Origin of the sequence: Candidatus Methylopumilus universalis, from assembly GCF_006364435.1 — a bacterium.
GTDB classification, from domain to species: domain Bacteria; phylum Pseudomonadota; class Gammaproteobacteria; order Burkholderiales; family Methylophilaceae; genus Methylopumilus; species Methylopumilus universalis.
Map to the genome: position 1 here is coordinate 23411 of NZ_CP040977.1, position 18692 is coordinate 42102.

Below are 18692 nucleotides of genomic sequence, written 5' to 3' on the forward strand. Positions count from 1 at the left end.
CTGAAACGTGGGCGCAGGGGATTAAGCCAAAGTTTTTTTAAAGCTTTAAATATTAAATCTAGTTCTTAAATTTTGTAGATAAATAAATGAGGTAAGAGCCAATGATGATATCAAGTAAAATCCATACTATTATTGGAAAGTGAAATGGAAGGAAAGGATTGTCTATAATTAACACGCTAATTAAAAAAGCGATATGGGGTGTATTAAGCTTTACCCATTTGTTAAGCAGAATAAATCCGACGCCAATAAAAACTATAACTCTAAAATAATCATAAAAACTTTCAGGCAATGGAAAGGCTGCAACAAAATAGAGTAAGGCAATAGCCCTTTCCATAAATATTATTTTTTTTACATTACTTAACATAATCAATAGCAGCTTCTAATGTATCAAAACTTGGGATAATTTTATCTAACCCAGAAATAGTAATAACCATATTCACATCAGACTGAGTTCCAAATAATGCAAACTTACCTTTGCGGGCGTTAATTGCTTTAACGTTAGATATTAAGAGCCTTATACCGATTGAAGATATATAAGGTACCTTTGACATATCCGCGATAATGGACTCTCTTGGAGATGCTGTCATACCAGAAAATTTCGTTTCTATTTGCCCAACACCTTCAATATCAAGTCGTCCCGATAATGTTATTTTTGTAATCGAGCCATTGATTTGTTCTTCACTAATTTCCATATAATCACCTTTTAAGTTGTAAAGTTTTGTTATGTATTAATTTTAAAAGTCATAATTTTCAATGCATTAAATTAGGCTAATAGCCTAATAAATCAAAGATAGCTTAAACAAGAAAATAACACAATTTATCTGTAAATTCGATGTTATATTTGCATCATTAACTAAAGAATAATAAGAAAAATAAGCTTTATTGTCATAAATTTATAATACTTTCTAAATTAGTATGAGCTTAATATGAAAGCACTAAAGATTAATTTAACTAAGAATATTTCCGACCTCACTATGTTAGTTACTAAGCTCGAGAAATTTTTTGAAGAAAATAATATTTCTAGTATTTCAATGCCAATGACTTTAATTTTAGAAGAGCTTTATACAAATACTATTACACACGGAGCTTCCGATGGGCGTGATATTTTCATAGAAGTCAATTTAGGTATTGATAAAAATGAATTAGTTATGACTTATAAAGATAATGGAATACCATTTAATGTGCTTGAGCTTCCAGGCCCAGATTTGACTGCATCAATAGAAAACAGAGAGGTTGGGGGTCTTGGCGTTCATTATGTAAAAACTCTTACGGATTCTGTTGAATATGAGTACTTAGAAAAGCAAAATGTATTAAAAATGAAGAAAAAATTAAGTAACTAGTCTTGTGGCATGAATTCTTCGAATAAGCCAAATAATTCTCTCAAAAATACTCGTAGAAACAAAGAGCATCTGTCTTTCTTCTAAGTTTATTGATTGATCGTTTAGTAAAGAGTCTCTAATTTTTTCCATAAGATCACTGCGGTCTGAAGTTAAACTGACTAATAATTCATCATCATTATCCTTCGTAATCAGAGAGTCATTAAGTAAAGTTAAGATGAGATGAAGGCTTTCTACCATTGAGCTCGCAAGCCCTTTTTGAAAATTATGTGTGGCCTCAATATTTTGTTCAAAACTATAGAGCCCATTAACAAGAGAAATCATATCCTCGTTTCTGCTTTGAATTGAAAATAAGCTCTCAGTATTATTATCATTCTTATTTAAAGAGGTAGTCTCTGAGATAAATAATTTTGTTTTATTTAATAAGTCTAAAGTTAACTCATGCCTTGTATTTAATTGAATAGTAACAACTCTCTCATGCTCAACTCTAACTGGCTCAAGATAATCGACTAGGCTCTCAATAAGTCTATTTTGTTCTTTCGAGACCAATATTAAAGCTGTTTCAGTATTGTCAGAAGATTCAGGATAAATAAAATGTAGCTTAAATAAATTCTCTTCCTCGGATTCGGGGCTAAGGTAATTAAGTAACAAAATAATCTTATTTTGAAATAAAGCTACAACAAGTCCGCCGGATAATTGTAAAGCTAGGTAGACGAGAGACAACATGAAAGATGCGTTGATTGTTAAATGGATAGTATTAAAAAATCCAAAGAGTTTCGAGGGCTCTAACCAGGTCAGTGGATATAGGACTAAGCTACCTAAAAGTTTTGAAAGAAAGCAATAAATAGCGATTTGTTTTTTTTTGCCCTCCAGGTGAGAAGCAAAAAATAAGACACTTAACCCAGAACCAATATTAGCGCCGAAAACTAAAATCATAGCTTCATTAAAATGTATGATGCCTGCCATATTTAATGCAACTGCAAGAATGGCAACACTTGAAGATGATTGCACTATCAATGCAGAAAAAATTCCAATCAGTAAACCTATCAAGCTTGACTCAGCGGAAAATATAAAAAACTCTCTGGCCCAGGTCGATGTGTTTAAAACATGTCCTGTTTCTTTAATGAGCCCTAGCCCAAATAAAAGTAAGCCAAACGCAAGAAATACAGCTGCAATTTGTTTAGCTTTAATATCTTTAGTGAGATTAAGTAGATGCATCAATCCAACTATCCCAAGCGAAAAGAAACTAGCAGTTTTTATATCGATAGATACTAAAAAGACTAGCAATGCTGTTCCTGACCCTGACCAGGCAACCATTGCTAAAGCTCGATTGATAGTTAAAGCTCCAGAATTCAAAAGCCCTAAACATAAAAAAGTTGCTGCGCTAGTGCTCTGAGTGATGACACCTAAAAAAGATCCAGTCAAAGCACTTGAGAATGGCCCGCGAGTAAAATTGATTAATATCGAACGCAACTTACCAGAAAAAATAGGTTGCATACTGGCAGAAAGGTAATGTAACCCAGTAAAAAAAAATCCAAGTCCAGCCAAGAATGAAATAATTTGCATCATACTAAACGTTATTCAGAAGAAACTCTAAGGGCTTTAAATAAGTTGATAAATGATAAAAATAAAGCAAATAAGATAACTAAGATTAGAAATTGTCTTAATTGATGATAGCGAATTTCGAAATCATTTTTGACTTTTAATTGCAATGCGAAATATGTCTCATTAATTTCTTGATTGATAATAAATAATTTATTTTCAATATTTTTAGTGAGACCCATAGTTTTTTTATCTAATAAAATTCCTTCTGTTAATGAAAGAGAGCTATATTCACTCAAGAGATCTCTATATTGATTGATTATAATTAAGGAGTCTATTTTTAGATTAGTGATGTTCTTTAGAGCCAAGATCGCGGTTTTATCGTTTTCTATGTTTTCTAAATTTTCTTGAAATGCTGAAACTTTTTTCTCAAACAAACTCTTATATTTAATTTTTGTTTCTTTGTCACGGGCACGAGTAATAATATTTTTCCATTCCTGATCTGCAGATTTTAAATTAAGCTGTGCAAGTGATAGTTGCTCAGAAATATTTTTTAGTGCCTCTACTTTTAATAAATTTTGATTGTATTCTCGTTCCATCTTCCATATAGCAAAAAGTGAAGCGATGCCCATCACGGCTATTAAAAATACAATTGTGATGGTAGATGAAATTAGTTTTTGTCTAAATAGCGATTTATTATTTAATTGACCCAATTCAAGCACCTTAATTGTATGTTTAGTTTATCGATTAAAAAACCAAGCCCTTAGAGACTTATAGTAATATTAAATTAATGTGACAATATTGATTGTTACATTTATATGACATAAATTTAGAGAAAATTATGGCGAGTATCGAACAAGCACAAAAACTTATCTTAGAGCTTTTAAAGGATTTTGAAGAAGACACTTTAGAAATTTTAAGACATAGCCCCGTCGCCGTGAGGATCATGAGGGTATCTGATCGCCATATCACTTTTGCCAACCCTCGATATATGGAAATGTTTAAAGTCAAAGAAAAGGATCTTCAAACTTTAACACCTCTTCAGGTATATCAACATAAAGATGATTTTGAGGCGCTCAGTATCCGTATAAACGCCCAAGAAAATATTGTAGATGAGGTGTTAGCAATGAAAACCCTGACTGGGGATTTATTGCAAGTTATGGGGTCATTTCATCATATGAAATATCTTGATCAAGAGGTTGTTGTTGCATGGTTTTACGATGTGACAGCGGCCCATCAGGCAAAACAACTTGCCGAAGATGCGGCAAAAATGAAAAGTGAATTTTTAGCCAACATGAGCCATGAAATTAGAACTCCTATGAACGGAGTTATAGGAATGGCTCATTTAGCCCTAAAGACAGACTTAAATCCAAGGCAACGAGATTATGTGCTTAAGATTCAGCAGGCAGGCAAACATCTTTTAGGCATTATTAATGATATTTTAGATTTTTCTAAGATTGAAGCAGGCAAGTTAACTATAGAAGAAGTAAGTTTTGATATTGATGAAATGATGTCAAATATATCGAGCATGATTAGCCAAAAATGCTCAGAAAAAAATTTAGAACTTATTTTTAAATTGCCTGGTGATCTTCCTCACAAACTCATTGGCGACCCTTTAAGGCTTTCCCAAATTCTTATTAACTATGGAAATAATGCAATTAAATTCACAGAAAAAGGTGAAGTAATAATTTCGGCAGACATTCTTGAACAAGATGACGAAACTATTTTTCTAAAATTTAATGTTTCTGATACAGGCATTGGATTAACGCCAGAACAAAAAGGGAAATTATTTCAGTCATTTCAGCAAGCTGATACTTCGACCTCGCGTAAATTTGGTGGCACCGGTTTAGGGCTTGCCATATCAAAACAGTTAGCCAATCTGATGGGGGGTGACGTAGGTGTTGATAGTGAATTTGGCAGAGGTAGTACATTTTGGTTTACGGCTAAATTTAAACTCGATAAAACCATAACAAAGAGAGTTTTATTTAAAGAGGATTTAAGTAGTAAATCTGTTTTAGTGATTGACGATAATGAGTCTGCAAGATTAATCATTGAAGATATGTTAATTGCAATGTCACTTAAGGTGGTTGCATCAGAATCAGCAGAAAAAGGCTTGCAAGCAATTATTGACGCGGATAAACAAGGGTCACCTTTTGATATGATTTTTGTTGACTGGCATATGCCAGCAGGAATGAACGGTATCGAATTTGTGAAAGCATTAAAAAAATTGATTATTAGCAAAAAACCACCGTGTGTTCTTGTAACGGGTTATGCAAAAGATGACGTAATAAATGATGCAACAATTGAAGGCATAGAGCATGTGATCGCCAAACCAATTAATGCTTCTTTACTATTTGAAACTATCTTAAGTATTTTCAATTTAGAAGCCCCAGAACATAACGCACAAAAAACTCATAGCAACCATACAAAAATAGATCTCAATAGCCTTAAGGGCGCAAGAATACTCCTTGCAGAAGATAATTTACTCAATCAACAGATTGCAACTGAGATATTAGAAGATGAAGGATTTGTTGTAGAAATAGCAAACAATGGGCAAGAGGCTGTCAATATGGCAAATAAATCTCAATACGATATTGTGTTAATGGATATGCAAATGCCTATTATGGACGGACTTGAAGCAACGAAAACAATCCGCCAAAAATTTTCTAATAATGCTTTACCTATTTTAGCAATGACAGCTAACGCATCTGATGCAGACAGATATAAGTGTTTAGAAGCGGGGATGAATGCTCATATTACAAAGCCTATTGATCCAAATTTATTGTTTGCTGGACTAGCTAAATGGATTAAGGGAAAAAATTCAAATCTAATAAATGATGAAAAGACCGTAATCAGCGCAAAAGAAGAAATACAGGTTCCAGAAATTAATGGGGTAGATTCTCGTTTAGGACTTCAGGTTGCGGCAGGGAAAGTTTCTCTCTATATAAAAATGTTAAAAACATTTTCTGCTGATCAAATAAATGCAGTGAGTGATATTAAAAGGGCTCTAGATATAAGTGATTATTTAACAGCTCAAAGAGTAGCTCATACTCTCAAAGGAACATGTGGCAGCATAGGCGCAACTGAAATACAAAAAATAGCAGGTGAAGTTGAAGGTCAATGTCTGGACAAAATACCACTTGAGAAAATTATTAAAAATCTTGACCTAATTCAGCCTAAATTAATAAGCATTATTGATAGCATTAAAAAAACTTTGCCCGAGGATAAAAAATTAACTTCAATAACAATCTTTGACGATAGCCAAATTAAACTATTAATTAATAAATTATCAGAATTATTAGCAAACGACGATACTGAGGCAAATGATTTGCTTGAAAAGTCACAAGACGTTTTTATCCAATATTTTGGCAAAGAAATGTTTAGTAAAATTTCTGATGCATTACGAAATTTTGATTTCGAATCAGCATTAAATTTAGCAAATGAAAAGTTAGTTAAATAATGATTACAAAATCAACTATATTGGTGGTAGATGATACACCGGCTAATCTTCAATTAATGAGTGGGCTCCTCCAGGATGACTACAAAGTAAAAGCAGCAACAAGCGGCGAAAAAGCTTTAAAAATTGCTTTTACAGATCCGCAGCCAGATCTTATTTTATTGGATATCATGATGCCAGAAATGGATGGTTATGAAGTTTGTAAGCGGCTTAAGGCAGATGAAAAAACTAATCAAATACCTATTATATTTCTAACCGCTAAGGCGGAAACACAGGATGAAGCATTAGGTCTTTCATTAGGGGCTGTCGATTACATTACAAAACCTGTAAGCCCTCCAATTGCTATAGCTAGAATAAAAACGCATATTGAACTTTATCGCCAAAAAAGAGAATTAATTGAAAGTCAGCGATTACTTGCAGAAGAAATTAATGAGGCAGCTATCTATATTAGGAGTTTATTGCCATTACCATTAGAAGGAAAAGTGAAAACTTCTTGGCAACATATCCCGTGTTCATCTCTTGGAGGTGATGCTCTTGGATATCACTGGATTGATGAAGAGCACTTAGGTATATACTTAGTGGATGTTTGTGGTCATGGCGTAGGAGCCGCAATCTTATGCATATCCGCTATCAATGCGATTCGTTCACAATCTCTCACAGATACAAATTTTAAGAGCCCAGCTTCTGTTTTAAAGGGCTTAAATGAAGCCTTTCCCATGGAAGATCAGAATAATAAATATTTTACTATCTGGTATGGCGTCTATCATAAGAAAAATCATGAATTAATTTTTTCAAGTGCTGGTCATCCTCATGCAATTTTATTTACGGGAAGTGATTTAAATAATAAAACACTTAAAACTTTAACTTCTGGAGGATTGGCAATTGGTATGATGGGAGATATCATTTTTAATGAAACTATTGTGCCATTAAATAATTTCAATAAGCTTTATGTGTTTAGTGATGGAGTTTACGAAATTACACAAAAAGATGGCAAAGAAATGAACTTAGATGACTATACCCAGCTTATGAAAGAGTATTTTAGTGATTTGGAATTGCTTGAATCAGAAAAAGTTTTAGAAAAAATTAAAAGCTTAAAAAATGAAATCGGACCATTTGATGATGATTTCTCCCTTGTTGAATTAATTATTAACGCTACTTAAAATATGATAAAAATATTTTTACTTATTTTTTATCTCCTTCTTTCTTTACAAGCTAACGCGAATGAAGAAATGCAGCCTATTGCTAATCTCGAAGATCTTAAAAATAAAAAAATTGGAGTCATGCTGGGATCAACGCATGATGCATTTGCTCACAAACAATATCCTGAAGCTGATATTCTGCAGTACAAAAGTCCTGCTGATGTTCTGCTAGGAGTGAAATCAGGAAAAGTTGATGTGGGTATATACAATAGTGTTTCACTCACAGAAATATTAAAACTAAATCCTGACTTAGGTGTAATAGATAAGCCTTTTGAATTTAGCCCTGTAGGTTTTGGTTTTAATAAAAAAAATGTCGAGTTACATGCGCAATTTAATACTTTCTTTCAAACTATAAAAGATAGCGGTGTCTATGCAGACATGATTGAAAGGTGGACTAAAAAAGGCATTACTGATATGCCTAAAATAGATACTCCAAATAAAAATGGTTTATTGGTGGCAGGCCATATAAGTGACGGTGGACTCCCATTTGTTACCTTACGCAATAATGAAAATATTGGTTTGAACATTGAGCTTGCCAAAAGATTTGCTGCATACCTAGGTAAAGATATTCGATTTGACGATATGGAGTTTGGCGGGCTTATTCCTTCTCTCAATACAGGTAAAATTGATTTTATTGCTGTTACTTTGATGTTTACAGAGGAGCGAAAACAAAAAATTAATTTTGGAGAACCTTATTATGAAATTGGAATGAGTGCTTTTGCGCTCAAAAAAAATATAGCTGCCTTTAAGCAGGAAAAAAAGAATGATTCAAACGCGCCAACATTTCTAGAGGGGCTAGCAAATAACTTTCAAAGTAATTTAATTCAAGAAAAGCGTTATTTACTTCTTTGGGATGGATTAAAAACCACAATCATTATTTCAATTTTAGCAACAATTTTTGGTACTTTTTTGGGAGGTATAGTTTGCTTCTTAAGGATGTCAAAAAATAAATTCCTCAATATTCCTGCGAAGATATATATCAGTATTTTAAGAGGCACCCCAGTTCTTGTAATATTGATGATTATCTTTTATGTGGTGTTTGCATCAGTAAATATTAATCCTATTATTGTTGCAACCATTGCATTTGGAATGAATTGTGGTGCTTATGCTGCTGAAATCTTTAGAAGTGGTATTGAAGGAATAGAAAAAGGCCAAACGGAAGCAGGCATTGCTATGGGGTTTAATAAAATAAAAACCTTCATTTATATTATCCTTCCCCAAACCATTAGAAGAATTCTTCCAATTTATAAAGGTGAAATTATCACATTAGTCAAAATGACTTCAATTGTTGGTTATATTGCGGTCCAAGACTTAACTAAAGCGAGTGATATTATAAGAAGTCGAACATTTGATGCATTTTTCCCATTAATTTTGATTGCAATTTTGTATTTCCTAATCTCATTAATTCTCATCCAATCTTTAGATTATCTTGAAAAAATTACAGATCCAAAATATAAACGTAAAGTTAAAACGAAATCATGATTAAAGTTGAAAATCTTTCTAAAAAATACGGCGATCTAGTTGTATTAAAAAATATTTCTACAGAAATAAAAAAAGGCGAGGTTGTCTCAATTATTGGACCATCTGGCACCGGCAAAAGTACCTTTCTTAGGTGTCTTAACCTTCTTGATGAACCGAGTGGAGGAAGTATTTTTATTGATGGCGAAAATATTCTAGATAAAAAGGTTGATGTATCCAAAATACGTCAAAAAATGAATATGGTATTTCAGTCATTTAACTTATTTTCTCATCTGTCTGTTATAGAAAATCTTACTTTAGGACCCATTAAGCTTAAGGGGATATCTAAAGAAGCAGCAGAAAATAAATCAATGGATCTATTAAGACTCGTTGGACTCGCTGAAAAAGCAGAAAGCTATCCAGACGAGCTTTCCGGGGGACAAAAGCAGCGTGTTGCCATTGCTCGATGTCTTGCAATGGAGCCAGAAATTATTTTATTTGATGAGCCAACTTCAGCCCTTGATCCAACAATGGTAAGCGAAGTGCTATCAGTAATTCGTCGTTTAGCTAAAGAGGGTATGACAATGGCTATTGTCACACATGAGATGGCATTCGCGAGGGATGTTTCTAATCGAGTTTTTTATATGGATCAGGGCCTAATATACGAAGAAGGTTCACCAAAGCAAATTTTCGATGCGCCAAAAAAAGAAAGAACCAAAGTATTTATTAATCGTATTAGAAACCTTGTATCTAAAATAAAAACACAAGATTTTGATTTTTATGCGCTTAACGGAGAAATCGAAGGTTTTTGTGAAAAGCAATTAATTTCAAAATTAATGCGAACTAATTTACTTCGAGTAGTTGAAGAACTGCTTATTCTATACAAACCTTACTTAAGCAAAATTGAATTAGAACTGGAAATTGCTCATTCTGAGAAAACCAATCAACTTTCATTAATTTGCCAAACCAAAGGTAAGAAATTTAATCCATTAGACAATAAAGATTTAGAAGATGATATTGGAATAAAAATTATTCGCAAATTTACTGAGGTTGTTGAGTTTAAATGGGCAGACAATCAAAATAGACTAGAGCTATTATTTATAAACTAAAGCAATAGATCGATTATTGATTAATAGAAAGTAAATCATGAGCAAGCATTTTAAGTTGTTAATTTTTTTTATGTTTGCATTATTTTTATCCTTGATAGTAGCAGGGTGCAGCGATAAAGAAAAAGTTGTTATTACCAATATTAAGCAATTAAATGATAAAGAATTTGGAATTCCCACAGGCACAGTCGCTGATAAGCTTGTGCTGTCAGTATTTCCAAATACAAAATTTCAATATTATAATTCGGTCCTTGATGCAGCTATTGCTGTAAAACAAGGAAAAGTTGATGCTGCAGCCTATGATGAACCAATATTAAGAAATATAGCAGCAAAAAATCCTGGTTTAATTGTACTTTCCGAAATGATCACCAAGGATGATTACGGATTTGCAGTTCGTTTAGAAGATAGCGATTTAAAAAATACGATTGATGGAGTTATTAAAGATCTAAAAATAAATGGTGATTATGAGCAGATGCTTAAGCGCTGGTTGCCAAAAGAAGGGCAGCCCAAAGCAATGCCCCAAATAGAAACAGGCAATAATGGTACATTGAGGTTTGGCACTTCATCAGTTACCGAACCTTTTTCATTTGTTGATGAATCTCAGAAAGTGGTAGGCATTGATATAGAAATTGCATCACTGGTAGCTAAAAAACTTAATAAAAAATTAGAAATAGTTAATATGGAATTTGGCTCATTGATTCCAGCATTAGCCTCAAAGAAAGTAGATATGATTGGCGCATGCATTACTATTACTGAAGAACGATCTAAAAAAGTGTTATTTTCCAGCCCATATTACACGGGTGGAATTGCTGCAATTGTAAATAAATAATTATTTATTTAAGATAATAGATGAGCTAAGCCAAAAGCCGCCGAAGAAGCAATGCCACCAATCAAAAGGGTTTGCATCGCTGAGCGCCCTTGATTCACCCCTGTAAACCTACCTTTAATCCAACCAAAAAGTACCAGTGCAATACTCGTTGCAATAACTGACATTTTTAGTGCGGACATGATGTCAGATATAAAGAAATAAGGCATCAAGGGAATGAGCCCACCTACAATATAAGAGGTTGCAATAGTGGACGCACTGATCATGGCTCTTTTTGGGTCAGGCTTTTCTAAATTTAATTCAAATTTCATCATGAATTTTAGCCAGCGTTCACGATTAGAAGTGATGGACTTAACGACTGTTTTAAGCGCGCTCCCTTTGAGCCCATATTCTGAAAGTATTTCTTCAACTTCTGAAATTTCACGCTCACGTAAATGTTTAATTTCATAGGCTTCACGTTTTAATTCAGAATCATAATGTTCAATATCAGTTTTACCAGCAAGATATCCGCCTAAACCCATTGCAATAGACCCCGCCGCAACTTCGGCTAAGCCTGCTGTTACAATAATTGTTGAAGAATCAACAGCTGCAGATAAGCCTGCAGCAAGAGCAAATGGAACAGTAAGGCCATCCGCCATACCAATCACAATATCTCGAACTACTGCTGTTGAGGTGAAGTGTGTTTCAGAGTGATGCGAATGATGGTCGTTTGACATGAATATCTCTTTAAATTTTATGTTAATGACAGTTAAAAATACTATATATTAGATTTTGTAATTTAAATATATAAGGATTAAAAAATGAAACAATGTACCTACAATGTATTAGCTTTATTAGTGTTTGCTTTGTCTTTTTCTTATGTCCCCACAGCCGCGTTTCAATATCATTGCGTCTATGATGGCGTGACAACTTTTAATGTGCCTATTTTTATATTCCAACAAGTTTTTTTAGCCACAATTCTTTTCATCATTGGTCGTTTTGGTTTTAGAGATGGCAAAATGGTCTGCTGGATGTCGTGTAGCCAAAAAAATAAGAAAAAGAAAAAATAGTTAATCAAGTTTAGCTTTATGTTTTGACTGCCTTTTAAACTTTGTTTTATCTTTTTCCACTTTAGGTTTAAAAGGCAAGTCAGCACGGAAAAGAGCGTAATGTGTCTGAGAGCGCAGCTTAAGTTTACGGATTTGCTTCATAAAGCATTACGCAATAATATCTAATACGCCCCGCGTAATAAACTCAATTGCCATAGAACCTAAAAGTAAACCCATGATACGGGTAACTATTTTTGTACCTACAGCACCAATCACTCTAGAAATACTTTCAGCAAAACTTAAGGTAAGCCAAATTGTTAGAGATACGAAAATACATGGGAGCACTAGAAAAGATAGATTTACAAAATTAGGGGCTTGGTGAGCAGCAATAATCATATTGCTAATCGCCCCGGGCCCTGCTAAGAGAGGAATGCTAAGTGGGACAAAAGCAATTAATTCTTTTTCTGACTTACTATTTTGTGTAGATTCCATAATTTGATTTCGTCCTAACATCATGTATATGGCCATGATCAGAAGAAGAATACCGCCGCAAATCTGAAAACTTGGCATAGAAATGCCAAAGATATTTAAGATTTTATCTCCGAGAAAAAGTGAAACTACAAGAATGATAAAGACAGTTAAAGCTGTCATCTTGGCTACATTTTTTTTATTAATGTTTTTATGTTGACCCGTTAAACTCAAGTAAATCGGCAAGCAACCTGGGGGGTCAACAATTGCTATCATAGCGATTGTCGTTTTTATTATAAAAGTCCACTCAATCATGATTTATTCCTTATTTAAAATGTCATAACGTCTAAGTATGGTTGCAGCAATAAGCACGCAAATAACTCTTAAAAGCTAACCGTGGTTTCAATCTGTAAATAACGTAATTTTTTTGCAATACCTTCAAGAACTTCCTTGCTGATGCGTCCCAAGCGCTTTGCTTGAGGTTGCAACGAAGGTCTAGCAAGCCCATAAATATGTACACCTTGGATATCACTTTTGATTTCGCTCATTAATTGCACATAAGCATCAATATCTTTTTCGCTTGGATTCTTATCATCAATGCTGAAAATACAGGTTTGAACAAAAGTTGGACAGGCAGTTGCACAGTTTTTAAGTCGTTCCAAGATTTGATGGCGCTTTAGATTGACTTGATTAATTATTTGAATACTTTCTTCTGTGACAGCATCAACCTTAAACCAAACTTCACCATTTATTTCTTTTAACATCTCCACGCTTTTAATCACAGGGGATTGATGCATTAAACTTCCGTTAGTTATAAGACGTAATTTAATTTTATGGAGTAAGTTAAATTCTTCGAGTACCTTTTTAACAATTAAAATAATTTGTGGAAATTCTTCGGCACTTGTAGGTTCTCCATTACCTGAAAAAGCAATGTCTTTTAGATGACGATCTTCAATGGCTACATTTTTTTCCATATAATCACCATGAATGATTTCATGAAGAAAAAAACGTAGTTCATCTTCAAGCACATCGAGCTCAATAGGGGGAGGTGAGCCACGGGTAAGATTTGGAATTTCACAATAAATGCATTGCCAATTACAAGCATTATTTACATTTAAGTTGACACCAATTGATAATCCGCCGGCACGTCTTGAAATAACAGAATAAATATATTTAAGACCACTTAATTCCCGGCTGTGATCATGAATACTAAGATACTGCTTAGATACGCTCATATTTATTTAAGGGAGTTGAGGCGGTCTATTAACGCAGACAAGTCATAGCCAGCAATCTGAGCTTTGCTTAAAATTTCATCAATAGGTAATATTTTTGCATGTGACAAAGCCCAAAGCGTTGAGCACCGAGTACCTGTTCGGCAATAAGCAAAGACAGGTTTTTGAGCTACTTCAAAGTTACAACTAAATTGCGCAATATCGCCATCGGAAATTTGCCCGCCAATTACAGGCTGATGGATGGCTTTGATGCCTAAATTTTGAGCCTCTTTTTCAATAGTTGAAAAAGCTAGTTGTCCTTCGGATTCTTGATCAGGGCGATTACAAAAAATAGTTTTGTAGCCTTGTGCTTGAATTTCTTTTAAGTCTTCAATCGTGATTTGATCAGAGACGGTAAGTTCGTTATTTATTTTTGCAAATTTCATAATTTCATTCTACTTTAAAAAAATACTCAATAGGTCATTTAAGAATCGCTGACCTAGAAGTGTTGGCTTAATCATTTCATGATCCTTGATAATCAGTTTTTTATCTATCGCAGTTTTGAGTTCTTTATTAATAGATGAAATATTTAAACCTGTTTTTTCTTCGAAACTTTGAATGCTAAATCCATCAATAAGACGTAAATGATTCATCATAAATTCAAAAACTAAATCATTTTCATGAATAATCGTTTCTGATTCAATCATATTTTGCATTTTTATATGTTCCATATATTGTTTCGGATTTTTATATCGACTCTCGCGAATCATCTTGTCATGAAAAGTTAGCTTGCTATGAGCACCCGCTCCTATACCTAGATAATCACCAAACTGCCAATAATTAAGATTATGTTGGCATTGTGATTTAGGTTTTGCAAAAGCAGATGTTTCATAATGCTCATAACCATGCTGGCTTAAAATATCTTCAATAGTTTCCTGCATTACTGCACTTTCATCATCGAGCGGTAATTTGGGGGGATGTTTAAAAAAGAATGTATTAGGCTCAATCGTTAAATGATAAAAAGATAAGTGCTGTGTATTAAAAGAAGTCGCAGTTTTGGCATCGTCTATCGCTTCATCTAATGTTTGCTGAGGTAATGCATACATTAAATCTAAATTCACTTCATCAAAATGACGCATTGCAATTTCAATACCTTTTTTGGCTTCACTGCTATCGTGGATACGACCTAATGCTTTCAGATGGGTATTATTAAATGATTGAATGCCTAAAGATACTCTTGTGACGCCAGCATCTTTATATCCTTCAAAATGATTGGTATCTATAGTTCCTGGATTGGCTTCAAGTGTAATTTCGGCATCATACAAAATAGGCGTCAGTGCACGAACCTGACTTAAAATTTTCTGAATAGCTTTCCCACTAAACAAACTTGGGGTGCCACCTCCAAAAAAAATGGAGTGAATTTTTCTTCCCCAAATCATAGGTAATGAAAACTCAAGATCCTTAATAAGCGCATCCACATACATGGATTCTAAATCAGTAAAATTTTGAGCTTCTTTATGTTCGTGCGAATTAAAATCACAATAGGGACATTTTTTGACACACCAAGGGATGTGAATGTAAAGCGAGAGTGGGGGTGGCATGGCGAGTCTTGATGTTTGACTCATAGAAGACTTATTTATTTTTTAAGTATGGATTAATAAGATCATCAACCATTTGATGAAGCGCTTCTTTCATTTGCTTTTCAGAGACTTCCATTAAAAGACCATCTTCAATAGCGTCTTGAGAAAGCTGCTTTAATTCATCAAAGTTTTCTTTCATGACTTTAATTTTTTCTGTACATGACACGACGGATTTATCGTCACGAATCCAAGTAGGCCATTTATTTTTTAATTTATCCATAAATCTGATTCAGTTTTAATTTAAGTTTATGTAACGCTTGTCCGCGATGACTAATTCGATTTTTGACGTCTGATGGTAATTCTGCCACAGCTTTTTCAGTCATATGATCTAAAAATAAGGGGTCATAACCAAACCCACCAGAGCCTCTGGGGGATTTTAAAATCTCCCCATGCCATGTTCCTTCAACAACAATAGGTTCAGGATCAAATTCATGTTTTACAAAGACAATGACACAAGTGTAATGTGCTTTTCGATTCGATTCGTTTTCTAAACTTTTTAAAAGTTTTTCATTATTTTTTTGATCTGATGAAGGTTCACCTGCGAATCGGGCCGATAAGACACCAGGTTTGCCGTCCAAGACATCCACGCAAATACCTGAATCATCTGCAATGGCAGGTAATTTAGACAAGCGACTTGCATGTCTTGCTTTAACAAGTGCATTCTCAAGGAATGTATAAAAAGGCTCTTCAGCGGCATCAATTTTAAAATGTGATTGAGGAAGTATCTCAACGTTCATATCTTCTAAGATCGATTGAATTTCGATGAGTTTTTTGGCATTGCTTGTTGCAATGACGATTTGATTCTTCATGAAATTACTTTAAAACATTTTTTTGTAATTGAATGAGCTCTTTAATGCCCTGTGCAGCAAGGTCAGACATCTGGTCCATCATTTCACGCGAAAAAGGTGTTCCTTCTGCAGTACCTTGAATTTCCACAAAACCTCCTGAGCCCGTCATGACAATATTCATGTCTGTGTCACAACTTGAATCTTCACTGTAATCTAAATCTAATAGTGGGTTTCCTTCGTGGAGCCCTACAGAGATGGCTGCCACAGAATCAATGAGCGGCGATTCTGAAATGAGTTTTTTATCCATCAGATGTTTAATAGCGTCATGCACCGCGACATAAGCCCCTGTAATGCTAGCCGTGCGTGTGCCACCATCGGCTTGAATGACATCGCAATCAATTTGAATGGTGCGTTCGCCCAGTTTTTTTAAATCAATAATCGCACGCAAGCTACGCCCAATAAGACGTTGTATTTCTTGCGTCCGACCAGATTGTTTTCCGCGCGCCGCCTCTCTATCCATTCTCGATCCTGTCGATCTTGGGAGCATGCCATATTCAGCCGTAATCCAACCTTGACTTTGACCCTTTAAAAAAGAAGGTACTTTTTCATCAATACTTGCAGTGCACAGCACATGCGTGTCACCGAATTTAATCAAGACGGAGCCTTCTGCATGTTTTGTGTAATGCCTAATAATTTCAACCGGTCTTAATTGGTTGTGAGCGCGTTGATTTAATCTCATAGTCTTCTTCCTCGATAGAAGCAGTCATTATAAGCTAGCTTTAATTGATTGATATCTTGTCATTTAAAGGTTTTAGTCGCAAATGCAACTATAGATTGATAAAATGACATTTAAACATCGAATTGGATACCTTATGGCTTTAAGTATGACCGGTTTTTCCTTCAAAGAAGCAGATACTCAGCAAGGTATCTTGCTCCTTGAATTTCGGTCTTTAAATAATCGATATCTAGAACTCCAGGTTAAATTGGATGAGTCTTTAAGATCTTTCGAACCTATGATTCGAGATCTGATATCTGCCGAAATTAAAAGAGGTAAAGTAGATTGCAGAATCTATTTCAAATCTAAAACACATGCACTTGATGTTAAAAATGTAGATCCAGCGAAGTTAAAACAACTCGCTAGCTCAGTCGATGAAATTGCAAAACATTTCTCCCATGTACAACCGATTAATGCCCTCGACATCTTAAAAACGAGTGAAATCATGCACGACCAATCCGTGGACATGAATATGCTCGAACAAGATCTTAAAAAAAATCTCAAAGAAGCCTTATTAGAAATTCAATTATCTAAAGCGCGTGAAGGTGAAAAATTACAAAAGATTTTATTGGATAAATTAAAAGATATTGAGGTACTCGTAGGCGAAGCTAAAAAAATCCTACCCATTTTAATCAAAGATTATCAAACTAAGATTGAAGATAAATTTAAGCAAGCTTTGATCGCGATCGATGATGATCGATTGAAGCAAGAGTTTCTTATCTTTATTCAAAAGATGGATATTGATGAAGAGCTTAATAGAATTACATCCCATATTGATGAAGTTAGACGTTTACTTAAAACTGATGGGGCCATTGGTAAAAAACTAGACTTTATGATGCAAGAACTAAATCGTGAGGCGAATACTTTAGGTTCGAAATCCATTTCACCTAAAACGTCACAAATATCAGTGGATTTAAAAGTTTTGATTGAGCAAATGCGCGAACAAATTCAGAATATTGAATAATAACGACTAAAGAATATCTATGAGCCAAGCCCATTTATTTATTATTGCAGCAGCTTCCGGTGCCGGTAAGACGACACTTGTAAAAGCCCTGTTAAATAAAGACAGAGATCTTCAAGCTTCTGTGTCTCACACAACCCGTAAACCCCGGCCAGGTGAAGTTGATGGTGTGGATTATCATTTTGTTGATGAAGTAACCTTTATAGATTTGAAGAAGAAAGGTGAATTTTTAGAATCTGCCGAATGCCATGGTGGTATGTATGGCACAAGTAAAAAATCAGTACAGTCCATTCTCGATCAAAAAAAAGATGTGATTCTAGAAATCGATTGGCAAGGCGCCCAGGCTCTCAAAGCCCAATTTAAGGAGGCTGTATCAATCTTTGTATTGCCACCTTCTGTTGAAACGCTTGCAGAAAGATTAAATAACCGCGGACATGATAGTGAAGAAACGATTGCAATGAGACTTGCTGCCGCGCGAGAAGAGATGAGCCATGTAGATGAGTTCGATTATGTTACAATCAACGATGACTTTGAAGTAGCGCTCCACGATCTTATGGCTATTATTCGATCCACTCGATTAATGTGTCATATTCAGCTTACACGACATAGCCACTTAATTAAAAACTTGACTTGAAATTTGGAGAAATAACATGGCACGAATTACAGTAGATGATTGTTTAGAGATGATTCCTAATCGCTTTAAACTTACTTTAGCTGCCGCTTACCGCGCAAGACAATTAGCTAACGGTGCTGAAGCTTTAGTAAGCACGCATGGCTTAAGAGATAAGCCTACGGTATTAGCATTAAGAGAAATCGCAGCAGGTAAAGTTGGCCTTGATATCTTAAATAGAAAAACAACATACTAAATTTCTTAAATAGGGCTTAAAGCCCCCTCA

General features: G+C 34.4%; 22 protein-coding genes. 10 read left to right on the forward strand and 12 right to left on the reverse strand.

The features are described 5' to 3' along the window. Positions 1–58 precede the first annotated feature (58 nt). Together FIT70_RS00105 and FIT70_RS00110 are read right to left on the reverse strand one after the other, a co-directional pair. Positions 59–364, reverse strand: coding sequence for a DUF6804 family protein (locus FIT70_RS00105; RefSeq protein ID WP_139930225.1), 306 nt, complete (start codon positions 362–364; stop codon positions 59–61). Further along, positions 354–692 carry an STAS domain-containing protein gene (locus FIT70_RS00110; RefSeq protein ID WP_139930227.1) on the reverse strand — a complete coding sequence of 113 codons (339 nt, stop codon included), beginning with the start codon at positions 690–692 and terminating at the stop codon, positions 354–356. Before FIT70_RS00110 ends, FIT70_RS00105 begins: the two co-directional genes overlap by 11 nt. A gap of 234 nt (positions 693–926) precedes the next feature. Between FIT70_RS00110 and FIT70_RS00115 the strand changes: the two genes are divergently transcribed. Beyond that, positions 927–1340 (forward strand): ATP-binding protein, encoded by a 414-nt coding sequence (locus tag FIT70_RS00115; RefSeq protein WP_139930229.1) that lies wholly within the window; start codon positions 927–929, stop codon positions 1338–1340. Here the strand turns inward: FIT70_RS00115 and FIT70_RS00120 are convergent. Further along, positions 1329–2906, reverse strand: a complete 1578-nt coding sequence (locus FIT70_RS00120; RefSeq protein WP_139930231.1) for a Na/Pi symporter — start codon at positions 2904–2906, stop codon at positions 1329–1331. The genes FIT70_RS00115 and FIT70_RS00120 overlap by 12 nt on opposite strands. 8 nt (positions 2907–2914) lie before the next feature. Further along, positions 2915–3592, reverse strand: coding sequence for a hypothetical protein (locus tag FIT70_RS00125; RefSeq protein ID WP_139930233.1), 678 nt, complete (start codon positions 3590–3592; stop codon positions 2915–2917). A gap of 128 nt (positions 3593–3720) precedes the next feature. On the opposite strand from FIT70_RS00125, the gene FIT70_RS00130 reads away from it, so the two are divergent. The 5 genes from FIT70_RS00130 to FIT70_RS00150 all read left to right on the forward strand — a co-directional run bounded on the left by FIT70_RS00130 (position 3721) and on the right by FIT70_RS00150 (position 10928). After that, entirely contained in the window at positions 3721–6339 is a 2619-nt protein-coding gene (locus tag FIT70_RS00130) for a response regulator (RefSeq protein WP_139930235.1), read from the forward strand. Then, positions 6339–7496, forward strand: a complete 1158-nt coding sequence (locus FIT70_RS06950; RefSeq protein ID WP_139930237.1) for a PP2C family protein-serine/threonine phosphatase — start codon at positions 6339–6341, stop codon at positions 7494–7496. Before FIT70_RS00130 ends, FIT70_RS06950 begins: the two co-directional genes overlap by 1 nt. 3 nt (positions 7497–7499) lie before the next feature. After that, the gene (locus FIT70_RS00140; RefSeq protein ID WP_139930239.1) at positions 7500–9017 is read left to right on the forward strand and encodes an ABC transporter substrate-binding protein/permease; all 1518 of its coding nucleotides are present in this window, start codon (positions 7500–7502) and stop codon (positions 9015–9017) included. Beyond that, entirely contained in the window at positions 9014–10102 is a 1089-nt protein-coding gene (locus tag FIT70_RS00145) for an amino acid ABC transporter ATP-binding protein (RefSeq protein ID WP_139930241.1), read from the forward strand. The genes FIT70_RS00140 and FIT70_RS00145 overlap by 4 nt, the downstream gene beginning before the upstream one ends. A 70-nt stretch (positions 10103–10172) precedes the next feature. Beyond that, on the forward strand, positions 10173–10928 hold the full coding sequence (locus tag FIT70_RS00150) for a transporter substrate-binding domain-containing protein (RefSeq protein ID WP_223257734.1): 756 nt from the start codon (positions 10173–10175) through the stop codon (positions 10926–10928). Between the two features lie 8 nt (positions 10929–10936). Here the strand turns inward: FIT70_RS00150 and FIT70_RS00155 are convergent, their stop codons facing one another. Then, positions 10937–11641, reverse strand: coding sequence for a VIT1/CCC1 transporter family protein (locus FIT70_RS00155; protein WP_139930245.1), 705 nt, complete (start codon positions 11639–11641; stop codon positions 10937–10939). Positions 11642–11725: 84 nt separating this feature from the next. Here FIT70_RS00155 and FIT70_RS00160 point away from each other — a divergent pair, with 84 nt between their 5' ends. Next, positions 11726–11974 (forward strand): hypothetical protein, encoded by a 249-nt coding sequence (locus FIT70_RS00160; RefSeq protein WP_139930247.1) that lies wholly within the window; start codon positions 11726–11728, stop codon positions 11972–11974. A gap of 147 nt (positions 11975–12121) precedes the next feature. Here the strand turns inward: FIT70_RS00160 and FIT70_RS00165 are convergent, their stop codons facing one another. The 7 genes from FIT70_RS00165 to rph all read right to left on the reverse strand — a co-directional run bounded on the left by FIT70_RS00165 (position 12122) and on the right by rph (position 16799). Next, positions 12122–12736, reverse strand: a complete 615-nt coding sequence (locus tag FIT70_RS00165) for a MarC family protein (protein ID WP_139874102.1) — start codon at positions 12734–12736, stop codon at positions 12122–12124. Positions 12737–12804: 68 nt separating this feature from the next. After that, positions 12805–13656, reverse strand: a complete 852-nt coding sequence (locus FIT70_RS00170) for a radical SAM protein (protein WP_139930249.1) — start codon at positions 13654–13656, stop codon at positions 12805–12807. A gap of 2 nt (positions 13657–13658) precedes the next feature. Beyond that, complete coding sequence (locus tag FIT70_RS00175; RefSeq protein WP_139930251.1) at positions 13659–14078, reverse strand: protein tyrosine phosphatase family protein; 420 nt, start codon at positions 14076–14078, stop codon at positions 13659–13661. A 9-nt stretch (positions 14079–14087) separates the two neighbouring features. Continuing rightward, positions 14088–15257: a radical SAM family heme chaperone HemW gene (gene hemW, locus FIT70_RS00180; RefSeq protein ID WP_139874105.1), complete on the reverse strand. Its 1170-nt coding sequence runs from the start codon at positions 15255–15257 to the stop codon at positions 14088–14090. A 7-nt stretch (positions 15258–15264) separates the two neighbouring features. Then, positions 15265–15492, reverse strand: a complete 228-nt coding sequence (locus tag FIT70_RS00185) for a hypothetical protein (protein ID WP_139866589.1) — start codon at positions 15490–15492, stop codon at positions 15265–15267. Next, on the reverse strand, positions 15485–16081 hold the full coding sequence (gene rdgB / locus FIT70_RS00190) for an RdgB/HAM1 family non-canonical purine NTP pyrophosphatase (RefSeq protein ID WP_139874106.1): 597 nt from the start codon (positions 16079–16081) through the stop codon (positions 15485–15487). Before rdgB ends, FIT70_RS00185 begins: the two co-directional genes overlap by 8 nt. A gap of 4 nt (positions 16082–16085) precedes the next feature. Continuing rightward, complete coding sequence (gene rph, locus FIT70_RS00195) at positions 16086–16799, reverse strand: ribonuclease PH (RefSeq protein ID WP_139869894.1); 714 nt, start codon at positions 16797–16799, stop codon at positions 16086–16088. A gap of 103 nt (positions 16800–16902) precedes the next feature. Here rph and FIT70_RS00200 point away from each other — a divergent pair, with 103 nt between their 5' ends. The 3 genes from FIT70_RS00200 to rpoZ are packed head-to-tail and all read left to right on the forward strand — an operon-like array spanning position 16903 to position 18662. Continuing rightward, on the forward strand, positions 16903–17799 hold the full coding sequence (locus tag FIT70_RS00200; RefSeq protein WP_139874107.1) for a YicC/YloC family endoribonuclease: 897 nt from the start codon (positions 16903–16905) through the stop codon (positions 17797–17799). Positions 17800–17818: 19 nt separating this feature from the next. Then, positions 17819–18430 (forward strand): guanylate kinase, encoded by a 612-nt coding sequence (gene gmk / locus FIT70_RS00205; protein WP_139874108.1) that lies wholly within the window; start codon positions 17819–17821, stop codon positions 18428–18430. A 16-nt stretch (positions 18431–18446) separates the two neighbouring features. Beyond that, complete coding sequence (gene rpoZ, locus FIT70_RS00210; RefSeq protein ID WP_046486627.1) at positions 18447–18662, forward strand: DNA-directed RNA polymerase subunit omega; 216 nt, start codon at positions 18447–18449, stop codon at positions 18660–18662. The last annotated feature ends 30 nt before the right edge of the window (positions 18663–18692 follow it).

What these genes read in the sequence shown, in the direction of transcription:
- FIT70_RS00200 (WP_139874107.1), top strand. Translation starts at nt 16,903, where the DNA reads ATGACATTTAAACATCGAATTGGATACCTTATGGCTTTAAGTATGACC.
- FIT70_RS00175 (WP_139930251.1), bottom strand. Translation starts at nt 14,078, where the DNA reads ATGAAATTTGCAAAAATAAATAACGAACTTACCGTCTCTGATCAAATC.
- FIT70_RS00115 (WP_139930229.1), top strand. Translation starts at nt 927, where the DNA reads ATGAAAGCACTAAAGATTAATTTAACTAAGAATATTTCCGACCTCACT.
- FIT70_RS00140 (WP_139930239.1), top strand. Translation starts at nt 7,500, where the DNA reads ATGATAAAAATATTTTTACTTATTTTTTATCTCCTTCTTTCTTTACAA.
- FIT70_RS00170 (WP_139930249.1), bottom strand. Translation starts at nt 13,656, where the DNA reads ATGAGCGTATCTAAGCAGTATCTTAGTATTCATGATCACAGCCGGGAA.
- rdgB (WP_139874106.1), bottom strand. Translation starts at nt 16,081, where the DNA reads ATGAAGAATCAAATCGTCATTGCAACAAGCAATGCCAAAAAACTCATC.
- gmk (WP_139874108.1), top strand. Translation starts at nt 17,819, where the DNA reads ATGAGCCAAGCCCATTTATTTATTATTGCAGCAGCTTCCGGTGCCGGT.
- FIT70_RS00150 (WP_223257734.1), top strand. Translation starts at nt 10,173, where the DNA reads ATGTTTGCATTATTTTTATCCTTGATAGTAGCAGGGTGCAGCGATAAA.
- FIT70_RS00185 (WP_139866589.1), bottom strand. Translation starts at nt 15,492, where the DNA reads ATGGATAAATTAAAAAATAAATGGCCTACTTGGATTCGTGACGATAAA.
- FIT70_RS00155 (WP_139930245.1), bottom strand. Translation starts at nt 11,641, where the DNA reads ATGTCAAACGACCATCATTCGCATCACTCTGAAACACACTTCACCTCA.
- FIT70_RS00130 (WP_139930235.1), top strand. Translation starts at nt 3,721, where the DNA reads ATGGCGAGTATCGAACAAGCACAAAAACTTATCTTAGAGCTTTTAAAG.
- FIT70_RS00145 (WP_139930241.1), top strand. Translation starts at nt 9,014, where the DNA reads ATGATTAAAGTTGAAAATCTTTCTAAAAAATACGGCGATCTAGTTGTA.
- FIT70_RS00120 (WP_139930231.1), bottom strand. Translation starts at nt 2,906, where the DNA reads ATGATGCAAATTATTTCATTCTTGGCTGGACTTGGATTTTTTTTTACT.
- FIT70_RS00105 (WP_139930225.1), bottom strand. Translation starts at nt 364, where the DNA reads ATGTTAAGTAATGTAAAAAAAATAATATTTATGGAAAGGGCTATTGCC.
- hemW (WP_139874105.1), bottom strand. Translation starts at nt 15,257, where the DNA reads ATGAGTCAAACATCAAGACTCGCCATGCCACCCCCACTCTCGCTTTAC.
- FIT70_RS00160 (WP_139930247.1), top strand. Translation starts at nt 11,726, where the DNA reads ATGAAACAATGTACCTACAATGTATTAGCTTTATTAGTGTTTGCTTTG.
- rph (WP_139869894.1), bottom strand. Translation starts at nt 16,799, where the DNA reads ATGAGATTAAATCAACGCGCTCACAACCAATTAAGACCGGTTGAAATT.
- rpoZ (WP_046486627.1), top strand. Translation starts at nt 18,447, where the DNA reads ATGGCACGAATTACAGTAGATGATTGTTTAGAGATGATTCCTAATCGC.
- FIT70_RS00165 (WP_139874102.1), bottom strand. Translation starts at nt 12,736, where the DNA reads ATGATTGAGTGGACTTTTATAATAAAAACGACAATCGCTATGATAGCA.
- FIT70_RS00110 (WP_139930227.1), bottom strand. Translation starts at nt 692, where the DNA reads ATGGAAATTAGTGAAGAACAAATCAATGGCTCGATTACAAAAATAACA.
- FIT70_RS06950 (WP_139930237.1), top strand. Translation starts at nt 6,339, where the DNA reads ATGATTACAAAATCAACTATATTGGTGGTAGATGATACACCGGCTAAT.